We start from the raw sequence: 15,710 nt of genomic DNA, 5'->3' as shown, positions 1-15,710 counted from the left end.
TTATATCAATAAAACTTTAATTTTAAATAAAATTAATTCTAAAGCATTAATAAATTTAAACTTTGAATCTAATTAATTTATTTATAAAAATAAAATAATAAATTTTATCAGATAACCATTAAGTAATCAATGGTATGTTAGATTAATAATCTATTGGATCAACATCAATATTCCATTTTACTTTTCGTCTTCCTGGTTGACTGTGTAATTGAAAACACACTTTTTCCGTCAATTTTTTTAAATAAGACCGAGAAGGATGCTGTAATAACAAGTACCAGCGAAAATAACCACTTCGTTTAGCTTGTATTGCCGGAGTTGGTCCTAAAATCCAGAGACGTGAATCATTTTTCGAGTGTTCAACAACATAACATCTTACTTTTTCTAGAAATTTCTGAGAATCTTGATTGTTTTGGTCTTCTGATCGAATTAAAATATGATTAGTAAAAGGTGGTAACATAGTAACACGACGCTCTTCCATAGCGTCACGCGAGAATGCATCATAGCCACGATCCAGTAGAGTTAATAACAGTGGATGTTCTGGATAATGAGTTTGTAAGAATACTTCACCTGGCTTGCCTGACCTTCCTGCACGACCAGATACTTGAATATATAGCTGAGCAAAACGTTCAGCTGATCTGAAGTCATTAGAAAATAAAGCACCATCTATATTTAATAAAGCGACAAGAGTAACATCAGGAAAATGATGACCTTTAGCAAGCATTTGTGTACCAATTAAAATACGCGCACCACCTGCATGAATTTCATTTAAATATTTTGAAAACGCTCCTTTTCGTCTAGTTGTGTCACGATCAATACGTGTAACTGGTACGCTAGGGAAGAGATCAGTAATGCCTTCTGCCAGTTGTTCTGTTCCCATCCCAATAGGGATTAAATATGTTGAACCGCAATCTATACACTGCTGAGGTATGAGGCTCTGGCTATCACAATAATGACAAAGTAACTGATAGGAATTTTGATGAAACGTATAATAATGATTACAGCGTTGACATTCGAATACCCAACCACATTCATGACAAATCAGCGCTGAAGAATATCCTCGGCGATTTAAAAATAAAATCACTTGATTATCTTTTTTTAAATGATCTTGAATATGTTTAATTAATAATTTAGATAAACCATGCTTTAAAAATTGTCCTTTTAAATCAATTAACTTCTGAGTGGCGAGATTGGCGTCACCTGCTCGTAATGTTAAATTTAACTGATGATATTTTTTTTTCTGAATATTTAATAGCGTTTCTAAAGAAGGAGTTGCTGTTCCAAGAATAATTGGAATATTTTCATTCCTCGCTCGCAAAACAGCAAGATCACGTGCATGATAACGCCAACCATTTTGTTGTTTGTAGGAACTGTCATGCTCTTCATCAATAATAATGATACCTAAACGAAAAAATGGAGTAAAAAGCGCAGAGCGCGTACCAACAATAATGGCAGTTTTATCTTGTTTAGCCCCTAACCAAACAGAAAGACGTTCACTATCATTTAATGCAGAGTGTAATATAGCTACAGGGGCATTAAATCGCTTACGAAAGCGATTAATAGTTTGCGGTGTTAAATTGATCTCAGGAACTAACACTAACGCTTGCTTACCTTGAGCTAAAATGTTTTCTAAAGCATGAAGATAAACTTCAGTTTTACCAGATCCCGTGATCCCTGCAAGCAACCAAGGTGAAAATTCATTATCTTTTTCACGGATTGCGGTAATAGCTGTTTCTTGCTCAGAATTTAATCGCAGACGCTCACCACTAACTAGAAACTGAGATTGCCATTTTTTAGAAATGGGTTCTATAGAATAACGTGCAATATATCCTTTCTTTTGTAGTGTTTGTAATACACTTTTACTTAATTTTAGTGCAATAACTTGATATTGATAAATAGAACGACTCTGTAATAAGGAAAGTACCTGTTTTAGCCTAGATGAACGTTTTAATGTGTTAAGATTAATTCTTTCCCCACATTCTGTAATTTTCCATTGCCAAGTAGGAGATAATTTAGTTGCTTTTCCTTGACGCAACAGAGTTGGTAAAGCATGCAATAACACTTCACCAATAGGATAATGGTAATATTGAGAAGACCATAATAAAAGGCGCCACAAATTTTTAGGAAATAAAGTTTCATCATCAAGAACAAGTTCCACTGCTTTTAATTGATTTTCAGGCACCTCACTTTTTGAATTGTAACTGATGACTATGCCACATAATTGTCTCTTTCCAAAAGGTACTCTTACTCGTCCTCCTATTGGGGGGGTAAGCATATTATCAGATAAGTAATAATCAAATGTATGGTTTAAAGGAACTGGTAAAGCTACCTGAACGACAATCATAACTAAATGTCCGTCCATTTTTTATAAAAATATCAATGAATTATTTCGTTAGAGTCACATCAAATTATTTAATTTTTATTGCATCATAAATATATCTTTTCTATAACATACGCACAAATTTATAACTACTTTTCTAATTCATACTCAAAATAATTTATTAATAAGAATATAATACTAAAACGTCATAAAAATCTCAATAATTATATAACAAATATAGGATATAGAGAATAAAGTGATAATAACATATGATTTGCAATATAACTAAAACTAATAGGTTGCTCTTAATAAAATAACATGTAATTATTTTTTAAAATTATAGCTAAATGATAACACATCCTGAAATAGAGGTTTTCCCATGAAAAAAGGTATTCACCCAAAATACGAAGTAATAACTGCAACGTGTTCTTGTGGTAATGTAATTAACATTCACTCAACATTAGAGCACTCACTGAACCTAGACGTTTGTGGCAACTGCCATCCATTTTATACTGGTAAGCAACGTGATATTGCTACAGGAGGTCGTGTTGATCGTTTTAATCAGCGTTTCAACTTCCCGGGTTCTAAAAAGTAATTAAATATTGAACATATGCTTCTGATTAGTCTCAGTTTAAATAAACTACAATGCTCAACTGTAATTAATCTACTTTTTATAAAAACCTGTCAAACTTGCACAGGTTTTTATTTTCAGCGAAACAGAACACAACAGAGTTTTATATATGATATTCTTTAGAATACATTATTTTTATAAAAGTAATTCTTAACGTATTTTAAGTGCAGGGACGATAATTCCACTGATATTTTCGCATCATGTATATATCTTTATTAAGATATAATTTTCGTTTAAAAATACGGAATTAAGCAATTTGTTTAGTATTTTTAAAAAAATATTAAACTTAATTAACTGATTTATATATAAATAATTATTATTTTCTTGACATCACTAATGAAATATCAATGATATGATAGTACTTCATAGATACTGTTTCAGTATTATGAGTAATCAATTATTTACAACATATGACTACAGTTTTTGTGATGATATATTATATTTCCTTCATACTTAACATCTAAAATGTAAATATAACTTTAAGACATGGATATATATGAATTCTTTGTTTACTCCTATATCTTCTTATAACAGTTACTAGTGGTATATGTGTGAGAGAGATTTTTATAGCAAGAGAAGAGGATATGATGATCATACACTTTAGAACAGTATAACCTTAAAATATAATTAAATCTTCTAAAAATAGTCTTTAAAGTATTGTTAACAAAGTCACGATCAAAATAGTCAAAAAATTCACATGACACTTATGATTATTTATAAAAACATTAAAATATAAATACAGTTTATAACACTATAATGCTTATAAAAGTTTACACATGACAGTATAGATTATCCTAAATACTAAAATTTTATAACTCATGTAATTACATTTACAATAGTTAAATTTATAAATAAAAACATTGTCATAATGTCTAACCTGTACAATATTACTGACTTCTATTAAAAACCTATTAAAATAGCGATTTTATAAAGGATGAAAAATAAATCATATACTACACAAAATCTTTTAAAAATAAAAAATTAAATAGACTTTATGGAGTATAATGTTATCTAAAAACGTTCACTTGTCAAATATAGCAAATGAGCAAAAAAATTTCTGTATATATAAAAATATTAAAAGTCTTTAAATTTTTACTTTCAATCTGGAACTTAAACGTTAATTATCTAGCTATTACGTAAGACAAGATGTTAAATAAATTTTAAGATAAAATAGATCTTAAAAAGACAGACAAACTGCATTAAATAAATCAAAAGACTGTATTTGACTATTATAGAAAACGGATATACTTATGATGCTTAAAATATAAACATATTATTGATCTCTAAATATTTTATCACATTTTTATGTATGCTGATTACAATATTAAAAAAATTTTTTCTGATCCAATAGCTCTAATAAATTCAAAATATCAATTGCTATTATTTGATATTACTCTGAAAATAAGTGATGAAATTAGTATTTTCAATTCTAAGAAAAATGCTTAACTAACGTTCAATCTCTTTCTCACTCAACATTAGAAATCTCATACTACATTCTTTACGTAAGTCATCATCATTCACTAAGGATAGCTCATGAATACATCTAAAGATCTTCAAAAATAATTTATCATTAGCCATATGACGTAAGTAATTTACTTAACGATAAGTACAGTCATGAATTATGATTTTTAGTACTGACAATGAAATTAATATTGTAATCTTTTCATCTGATCACTTTGTTTTATAATCAGAATATAGACTAACATATTCACCGATTCATTCTGTTATAAGTTACCTGATTTATTTTCATAAAATAATATTACAATCATCAAAACACAAAAATGTGTGCTTATTTTCAGTATATATACTGACATATGAATGAACATTGAACTTAAAAAAATAATAACATTAATATTAAATCAATAAGTTATTAATACAGTATATTAACTTACTTTCAGTGCACTTAATTATCAAGGATGATAATTGTATTACTAACTATAAACGTAAAGAAATTTTAACGTATAGACATGTTGATATTTAAACATCTAGTTATGTATCATTTTAATTATTATTTATCATAATATTCATAATAGATGATAAACATCACTTTTCAAAAAGTTCATATAATAGATTAAATAATAAATTAAAATTTACCTCTTTTATCTAATATTTTTATCTATCAATCACTTATCATAATTAATGATATAAAGAAATTACGTATACATAATTGTTCAAGTTAAAAAATTTTTAATGAATATTATATGTAAAACTCTTTTAGAAGATTAAAATATATAGTTAAATACTAACTAACAAGCTAATATCTATAATAGATATTGCATATATAGCATTATTTTACGACTTTAAGTCATTTAATACTCCTAATGATTACGATAATAGAAATTTTTATTTCCATAACAATACGTAAAAACAAAATATCTTAAGTTTTGTGATTAAACAAAATAATCAACCCATTTAACAAACAGCTAAAATTAAAACTACATTTCTTTATATTTAAAAGAAAAGGTAATCTATTATTGAGTATTTAAAATGTTTAACATGAAATAACCCATGCATCAAGAACGTATATTCATAATGAGCGATAAAACTTTTAATATTTATACTGTAAAAAACCTTTAAATCTCGGCAATTATATTACACATATAGCTAGATATAAATATCTTAAAAGCTGTTCAAAATCTTTTGTAAATATAATGATTTTTATATATCATTCTCAAAATGAGAAGGATACACTACTAACATTAATCGAAAAAATTTCAATACATCACATTATTTTCTAATCACATAGAATACACATAATTTTAGAAAATCAATATGTATAATTATTTTTCACTGTCTTTTGATATTCTTGTAATCAGTCACCATACCTAGTACGATATTCCAGAGTATATTTATCAATAAAATTATCGTATATAACTATTATACACTTTAAAAAGTATAAGCAATAAAGATAAAAGTTATTTGAACAGGATTAAAAAATTTTCAAATCACTATTGCAGCAGTGATTAAAATACCAACAGAACACGTTTTCTGATTACTGATAGAAAAAACCTTAAAAGTATAGATCAAGCTCAGATGAAACTGATGAACACGATTATTATACCGTTTATAAAAATAAAATATTTTACATATAACATATTATATAATCTATACTCTTGCATTAATATTACAAAATGCAACGCAACCATAAATTCAATTTTATCCAGAATGTTTAAACTCTTAGTGAACGTGCATAAATATACCTGAAAATATGTCTCTATATATATCAGAATACTAAGAAGTATTTAAACATTCACTTTGAGTGTATTAACGTAGCGTTAATCGTCTTTCTATAAAAAATATCGAATAGGTTCTGGATGAATTTACATAATATTAAGTATTATTTATATTTAAACATGCGCAGTTTAGATAAAACCATGACAAGTTGAGGTTTTATCTAATTTAATTAGCTCTTAGCTATACATATTGAAACTATTTAATTGAAATTTATTCGCATCAATCTTGACTCTCATAATGAAATTATGTTGTAATATATCTACTGCCCGGATAGCTCAGTCGGTAGAGCAGGGGACTGAAAATCCCTGTGTCCTTGGTTCAATTCCGAGTCCGGGCACAAAATTATTTTTTAATAAATCTCAACTAAGAGTTGATTTTATAATATTTTCTAAAATAAAAAAATTTTAATATTTATAAACTCAATTCATTTTAATTAAAATTATACTTAACTCAAAAGTTCAGTGCTCACTCATTTTAATAAAAATATTCGTCTTTATTCTATGTGAATAAGTTCAATATAATTCTAATAAACGCTACAAGTCTATACGTTAAATTTGATATAAACTTTAGGAATATTGCATTTAGTGTTTTTCATATAGTGTGATTTACTAAAGTCTCACTCATAACTTAAATGCATATACAATATCGTTTCGTAAAAACTAAATGAAGTTCATGTACTGATTTAGCTTTGCATGGATGACGTATTGATTATACTTGAAGATATAATAAAAGCCATGATTTTTACAGAAATCTTAATCAGTATATACAACGTGAATACAGTAATGACTAATAGAAAAAAGTACTGTGTTGGTGTCACTAACATATGTAAAATATGCCTCACTAACAACAATAATATATCTAAAAAAAATCTTAGAATAACAATCTTAGTTTAGTTTTTACAGGTTCTCTAAATAATGACTTGACATCATTTAACTCTGTTAAATCAAGAGTTCAGTAAAAACTACTGATACACTATGTACCTAAAACTATTTTTTGTTCTTTCTTGACAAGAACTTAATATTTTCTCAATAAACTTAATATGTTCTCTCAATTAATGTAATATATAATACATTAACAACATATCAGTATAAAATCAATACCAAGTAATTGTTTTCTAACCATCTTATTAACAAGTAAGAATAATATTTTAAATATTCCTATAAGTTTACCATTTAATACATTTCAAATTAACTGATGCGTAAATACTCACATATCATTGCAGCTAATATAAAATTAACTATTTGACTGATGTTGTTCTGGAAAAACAATCTATTTATCTTTATTATTATAATAGAATATTATAAATATCAAAGTTGAACATATTATTGTAACTCTTTTGTATAATACAATGATCTGACAAATCCTCCATCTTTCATATAACTATGACTAAAAACTGTTTTTAAGAAGTGATTTATCTATGTACTCTATTTATTTATTTTGATAGTGCTGTAAATAATAAAGCTCATTAAATTATAGATATAATGGAAGATATAGATAGTTTTCAATACAATTTCTAGTATCTCTAGAAAAGAGATAGCTTAATATTAGCACTGCATCTAACGATAAATAATATTGCTTAACACAGAATTTCCTTGATTATTTTGTAATTCTACACTTACTAGAAATATTTTAATCTTTAAAACTTAAGCACGCTATATTATGTTAAATGAAGAAATTAAAGCGCAAGTATCTGATCTATCTCAGTAGATAACATCAGCATAAAAAAGTTGTAATCTTTATATCGATTATGGAAAGACCTATAAATTTTGTGATTTATTAGTCTTAATAATTACAATATAAATTAATATTTAAGAAATCTTAGTTTGCACTATTCAGATTTGTATAAAAATAAATCTGACGATGTCGCTAACATCTTGCGTACTTCAATTTGATGCTAAATATTCAAATCGCAATACATAAAAAACTTAAGAGATAAAACTTTTCAAGTGTTAACGAAAGTTAAATCGTAGAGTAATTATCCACCCGAAAAAAAAGTAAAGATTCACAAACAAGATCGTATACTAGTCATGAGTAAAGATTACATGTCAATATTAGAATAAAAATCAACGCTCGTTACACAAAAATATCATCAAATAAAACTGCAGTATTTATTTTACTATAATACCTTACATGAGCGCTATAAATGCAAAAATGATATAGATACTCGTATTTTACCTGTTATAATTAAAACATGTAAATACCAGATAAATTGAGATAATTCAATGAAATATACAAAACAGTAATAACTCATGGACTAATATTTAGTAAACGAATTGCTATATTTATTAATTATAATAACAATAGATAATTTAATATTTATTAAGATCTTTTGAAAGATCAATAAATCCTCTATTGTGTCACTGAATAACTCACGATCAACTCTAATTATTTTATTTTTTTAATATTACTCAAACTTTATGTAATAATAGTTGAGTCTCGCAATATTAATTTTGACACTAACAATTACTATACAATTATATAAACAGAAAGATATTATAGTGAAATAAGTAAACTTCTTATACGCAATATATTTCTACACTCTTAACCAGAGATATAATAATATAAAAAACAATTAACTTTCAAGGTAGTGTATTAATAAAAAGTACTAAAACATTTATATGAAACTTAATATCAAATGCAAAATTCAGGATAATGAGGATAATAATAACAACTTTATATGTCAAGCATAATAATCATGTGAATTAGTCATAACAGTAAAGTAGTTATTTACAGCTTTTTGATATAAAACTACATAAAATTTTAAGCGCTGTCAATAAGCTCTTTATACGTATAAAATTATTACACAATTATTTCATACGAGCTGATCTAGATTTCGCTGTCCTATCACAAAATTCCTTAGGATTCATTTATGTGAAGCAGTTCAATTGAGATGATCTTAAAATACTTTATATTCCAATATATTAACTTATGTCAACTGAATTTTAAAATATACTTTCTCTACTGTTATTTAAATATGATGCTCTAGCAGATCTAGTATATAATCAGAAAAACTATTAATGACTCAAGGAAAGATAAATATAAACATAGATTTTTAAAATACAACCACAACTAATAGTATAAAATTTATAAATACAGATATACTAGCAAGTAAGATTAGCAGCACTCTATACTAAGTATAGAGTCATTATCCTCACTTCTTACTAATAATAAGAAGCTATATTTATTAACATTAGTATAGTTCACCCCTAATCTCTGAAGAGTATTCTAATATAACAAAATCATCGGAAAAATGTTACGATATTTAATAAAGGATAAATATCTAGTAATTATATTCTTAACGAACCGTAAATATCCTAATATGCGTATTTCTCTAAAATATTGCTAAATAAAATTTAATGGTTTCAATTCTTTTTTTTGATTTTGTATTATTGGGTGCTGCCTAAACTTATATCAGCCATCTAAAAATTTCTAGATATACAGGACAGTTATCACCTTTAGTTAATCTTTACAACAGATAAGATTTTTACTTTAAAATACTATCATCAACATCAATTCCTTATTTTTACTTAACAAAGTCATCATGAGCATAAACTTGCTCAACAGCATCACTTCAAAACTTAACTCGAAAATGTTAATGATCTAATATTAGCTAAAATACACACTAAAACCATTTCACACCACTGACTCAAAAGAACAATGTCTACACGAGTATTATTCAACTAATAATAGCGTTATTGAATTATTTCAATTTTTACAAGTTCTAACATATATTAATTTTAACATCTATAAGATGAATCATCAATGTAAAGATAATTATTATTAGCTTTAGATATGATAATTCTTTATTTATTAATAATAATTCCTCTACTATGTAGGATAGTACTAACCTTTTCAAATGAAAGCATTGTTTCATCAACAAAATCTCGCACTCTTAACCTATACTGCTAGATTTTCAATCTTATAGTCTATTTACCAGATCTTAAACACTACACAAGCTATATAATATCAACTATATAGCTAAAGTGATGCTAAAACTATAAATAAAATCTTCCCAGATTATGTTGATAACAGTCACAAGACAAATAACTACAGAGTAAGAGATTAGTCTCAATTAATAATTGACAACACTACAAGTAAAAAAGTTTTATCAATAAAATGAAATTTAAATTAACCATTTTATCAGTAATAAAATACAAGAAACGATACTAATATAAAATATTACTCTAAATATATTATTACTTATGAGTCACTAGTATTGATTCTTGACAACCTAAGTATATAAACCCTCACCTTAATTACCTGATTAACTATCGCACCAACACAATGGATTCTTTTAGAAGTGAGAATCTTATCAAGTTAATCATAATAGTTAGACCTAACACATTTCTTTTCTTATACCTCGTACAGTAAATAAAATTCAATAACATTTGTTTGGATAACAGAATTAGTGATGCGTCTACTAACTAATTTAGTTTAGATAGTTAGTTATGCTAGAAATAATAAAGTTGACACACAGTATTTTTGTTATAACATCAATGATTAATGATGCAATAGTCTAGATGGATGATTAATAATAATGCTATTCATCTTTCTGTCTAGAATATAACTAATCGCTATCTGAACTGAATCTTTTTAAAGGACACACGCCTGTACCTTTAATTTAGAGTAACGAAACATATTAAATTAATTTTTATAATAATCAATCAAGAATTATTCAAGTAATAAAAAATAAAAGATTATAGTTCTATTTTAATTTTTTTCTAACAAAAGAATCTTCTAGATGTCACGTATAATTGAATTTTATTAATTAATTCTAGTTCTGGTTTTTCAATAGTAGAGCGCTTTATATAAGATACGCGCAGTATCATGTATTTAATTGATATACGATATCAAAATTCTTATATTATAAACCTTTTCATATCATGAACTTTCCATCTAATCTTGAACTAATAAAAAATAACTGATTAATGAATCAGATATTAAGACTATATATGTATTATTTTATGCACATACACAAATTTTAAACTATATAAAATAATTAGGCTAATTACAAATAAAAATTAATAATCTAAAAAATAACATCATGATTATTCATATAAAATTTTAAATATTATATATAATTTTTAATCAAACAAATATCTATATTGAAAATGTTTGTAATAATGTTATCTAAACGTTAACAATTTCTCTTTTATGAATTATGTAATTAAATACACTAATTATAAATAAAATAAAATATAGAATCTCTTATATAATTTTATATATAAATTAAAAATCAATCAACTCAATGTATATAGTATTAATTTTTTCTCAAGTAACTATAATGATTACAAAATGGTAATTAATGAGAATAATACAGTAACTTTTTTACTCAATTTCTTTACATATTAATAAATATATATTTAAACTAAGAAGCTTACCTAATCAAATCAATCCAGAATCTATAATAAATATTTTTAGTTTTTTATGCTTTGTCTTGTTCTGTAAATTATTTGATATTATATTAAGAATAGTTATGACGATATTAATTTATAATATAAAATAAATGATTAAACAATGCATGATATAATTTTGTAGATTTATTAAATAATTTAAGTTTGTTTATACTATAATTGTATTCTTATGATATTTTCATAAAAAAATCTTACATTAAATTTTTCATTAAATAAGATTTACAATATTGACTCAATTCAACTTAATTAAGTACGCATCATTTATACACTTAAAATATTAAGAAATTAATAAATGAAATAAATCATAAAAATAAAAGTATTCTTTTAAAAATCAATAATTTTTTTACCTAAATAATTATAAAGTGAAGAGTTACTTAAGATTTTAATATAAAAATACAATCTTATTTATTATGAGAACACGTTTACTAGTATTAGTCTTAGACCAATACTACAACCGACAATTTTAAGTCACTTAGCATATGTTATATATGATGTTTTTACCGCAGCTATAAAGCACAATATGCAACAATCATTTATAATTATTTTGATACTTCTTACCTCCAGTGTTCAGTATCAATAATATTTTAAGTCTAGAGACAAGTTTCTTTTATTAAATTCTGATTTTAAAAAATCTAAATAGATTATACTAAAGAATTTAGATAATATTTTAATATTATTACTATATTTATATTACCCCGTAACAACAGAAACGTTTTACACTTATTTATCTTTCAACAACTACATCATCTTAGGTGTACCAGTGCCAGTATGTTAACACAAAATATCACCTGACAGATAGTAAGGTGAATTATTATGCCTACCTAAGCGCGACACTCCCGAAAATAATAAATGAGGAATAATACAATGTAAATATAAACTACTAAAAATTCTTCATCATTAACATGAGTTGCAGTACGATCAATATAAGAATTAATAAAATAATAATAAAAGAATATTAGAAAAGTTAATAATCATTTCTTAAGATCTGATGATTCATGTATTCAAGATCATTTTGTAAAATAACACACTCTTTATCTATATAGTGCATCTATAGAATAATATTTCCTGTCTTTACGAATGAATATAGCTGTCTTACTCACAAAAAATAAAAAAGTGATTAATAATAATTAATTCACATTAATTCAGATGCACTGAGCTAAATCAGTAAAATGTATTTTAACGTAATTGTCTAAAATGAAAAATAATCTAATCATTATATCTACTATATCTCGATAAAAGCACATGTATGATTTTATTTAACTTCTTTGATATCTAGTCTTATTTTATAAAAATTACCACTATCGAAGAGATGATCAACGATAAAGAAATCATTTTAATAAAATGAATTATATTCATTTATAAAAAAATGAGATAAAACAAAGTTGTTTAATAGAAAACCATTTATTAACTAAGAGTTAACAAAATACTTAATACATGCTAATTTTTATTACACATATTAGATGCTATCTAAATTTAAAACATCTTTCATGTTATATAATCCAGATTTTTTAGCGACTACCCAAGCAGATGCTTGAATAGCCCCATTTGCAAAGATTATCCGAGTAGATGCTTTGTGGCTTATCTCTATTCGTTCACCAATACCCGCAAACATCACAGTATGATCACCAATAATATCTCCAGCTCGTATAGCAGAAAATCTAATTGTACCAAGTGTGCGTTTTTGTGTATAACTCTGGCGTATGCGTACCGAGCAACTCTTCAGATCTTTGCCTAGAGCATCAGCGATAGATTCTCCCATTGCAAGTGCAGTTCCTGACGGTGCATCCACTTTATCACGATGATGAACTTCAATAATTTCAATATCAGTACTATTTCCTATTACTTTAGCGGCTTTTGCGAGTAGTTTGAGTACAACGTTCATTCCAACACTAAAGTTTTCAGAAAAAATAATTGGAATTGATTTAGAAGCATCTATAATTGCTTGTTTTCCTTTCTGATCAAACCCCGTAGTACCAATAACCATGGCTTTTTTATTAGTTTGACAAAACCTCAAACATTTTAAGGTACCCTCAGGACGCGTAAAATCAATCATTACATCAAAATCATTCACAACTTTCTCAAAAGAGTCAACAATAATAACACCAATACGACCAATATTAATGAGTTCTCCTACATCAATCCCAACCAAAGAAGAACATTGACGCTCAATTACTGCGCCTAATTGAATCCCTGCTGCTTTTTGTGTTGCTTGAATAAGTTGACGTCCCATTCGTCCACTAGCACCGACAATTGCAATACGTATAATTAAATCTGCCATTTAATAACCTTTTAACCATATTCTTGAATGCATGAAAAATGAATAAACTATTTAAAACTTTCAAAACATTTTTCCTGTGAAACACTATTTCCTATCACTACATTACCCTTTTTAAACTCTAATGTATCTAATTTCACATTATTAAAAAATTAAATAATAAAATCCTAGCTAAAACTATTACTAACATCATTAAAATATGATACTAATTTATATTAGTATATAAAAATAAATTATAGATACTAGTTTCGTCTTATTTTTACTTCAAAAAAATACGATTATACTTAGATCTTCTTTAAAAATTTCTATAAAAAATAAAATAAAATAAAATAAATATTAGATTTATATTATTAAGTGAAGCGTTTATGCATCTTTTATAGGTATCTATTATTTAATAATATTTTAACATAATATAATTATATATATTAAACAAACTAACGTCTAGAAATCATACTAAATATAGCATGAATTTTATATTGTTCTTACTGCAAAATTTAGGTAAATATGAAGTAGATATTTTCTGTAAATATTGATTATATATAACAATTATTCAATACAACCTATCTGTACTAACATAATAATTATATCTTAAAATGATATATTTATTTTAAATAATACTACTTGCAATATCAATCAATTATCATGCAAAAATAATAAATATATTAAACTGATTTGTAATATTTTACAATCATATAAAATACTTTTATCTACTAATACCTTGTTGAAAATTAATATTCAAGACATAAAAATCAGTTTATTTTATAAACTTATTCTAGTTTATTGTTAATAGAGTTGTCATTATAAATATGAAAAACAAAATAATGACAATTAAAAATTATTATTTCTATAGCTAATGTTGAATATAATTTTCATATTTTATAAATAATGACATACTAAAATAAAACTATAAAAAAATAAAAATAATTTTTATGAAGCGGAACCCCCATAACTTTCCAGACAAAATGCTAGTAATGAATTGATTGAGAGAAGCAGGAATGAACTATATTCGAAAAACCTTATAACATGTCATAAAACACATTCTTAAAAAGAAATTATCATACAATGTATAATAATTTTATTATTCTCTTTAAAATAAAAAACGTATTTGATGAAATCAATAATAAAGTAATGTTCCATATTAACTACGATTGAGAATACGGATTATATGCGTTGAATGTATTAATTTAGTACAGTCATAGAAGATAATTATTAAATCAGAATATTAACTACTTATAAGTCCATCACTAATATTAAAGCTGAATAATTTTTATAATTCATAAAAATAATTTAAATTTGATGTATAAAATTTTACTGTTTTAATTTTTAATATATAAATCAACGTTATATTAAAAATAATAAAACTTGATAGATTATTACTCATCTCATTTAAATAAAAGATTAGGTAATAAAACAACGTAATCTGCATAAAAATTCACTGAAAAACAATTTCAATGAGACTATCTATTTTGTATCAAAAGAGAACATATTAATATTCTCTGGTTCTCAGAATATTTTTCTATATTACAAAAAAAGAAAGCGTTTAACAAATAGTAGGATTTTATCTGTAATGAGTTAAAGAACTAGATGAAATTAATTTCAGAAAATTATTATGTTGATGATAGATCAAGTTACTTTTCTGAGTTGAGTACATGTTCTAGTTGATTAATCTCGTTATTGTATTATTATACATAAGTAATACGAATTGCTTATAAAATCTTTAACACATTGATTATGATAGAATATAGACAATTTTATGATTACTCTTTAGATAAAGAACATATATTTTTTATTCATAAAATTAAGTCAAGACTTTACTATAAAGCAGTTTTCACGTTTTAT

The 15,710-nt window shown here is 25.2% G+C and carries 3 protein-coding genes and 1 tRNA gene; 2 read left to right on the top strand and 2 right to left on the bottom strand.

The window, feature by feature from the left end; all coding sequences use genetic code 11:
* Positions 1–142: 142 nt before the first annotated feature.
* Entirely contained in the window at positions 143–2,341 is a 2,199-nt protein-coding gene (priA, locus tag GFV14_RS01605; protein WP_457914594.1) for a primosomal protein N', read from the bottom strand.
* A 355-nt stretch (positions 2,342–2,696) separates the two neighbouring features.
* Between priA and rpmE the strand changes: the two genes are divergently transcribed.
* Together rpmE and GFV14_RS01595 are read left to right on the top strand one after the other, a co-directional pair.
* The gene (gene rpmE / locus GFV14_RS01600; protein ID WP_457914593.1) at positions 2,697–2,912 is read left to right on the top strand and encodes a 50S ribosomal protein L31; all 216 of its coding nucleotides are present in this window, start codon (positions 2,697–2,699) and stop codon (positions 2,910–2,912) included.
* Positions 2,913–6,446: 3,534 nt separating this feature from the next.
* Positions 6,447–6,519, top strand: a tRNA-Phe gene (locus GFV14_RS01595).
* A 6,533-nt stretch (positions 6,520–13,052) separates the two neighbouring features.
* On the opposite strand, the gene dapB is transcribed toward GFV14_RS01595, so the two are convergent.
* Complete coding sequence (gene dapB / locus GFV14_RS01590; RefSeq protein WP_457914592.1) at positions 13,053–13,874, bottom strand: 4-hydroxy-tetrahydrodipicolinate reductase; 822 nt, start codon at positions 13,872–13,874, stop codon at positions 13,053–13,055.
* Between the last annotated feature and the right edge of the window lie 1,836 nt (positions 13,875–15,710).

This window comes from Candidatus Hartigia pinicola (assembly GCA_020541205.1).
GTDB lineage: Bacteria > Pseudomonadota > Gammaproteobacteria > Enterobacterales > Enterobacteriaceae > Hartigia > Hartigia pinicola.
This window is presented reverse-complemented; position numbering and strand designations above follow the sequence as displayed.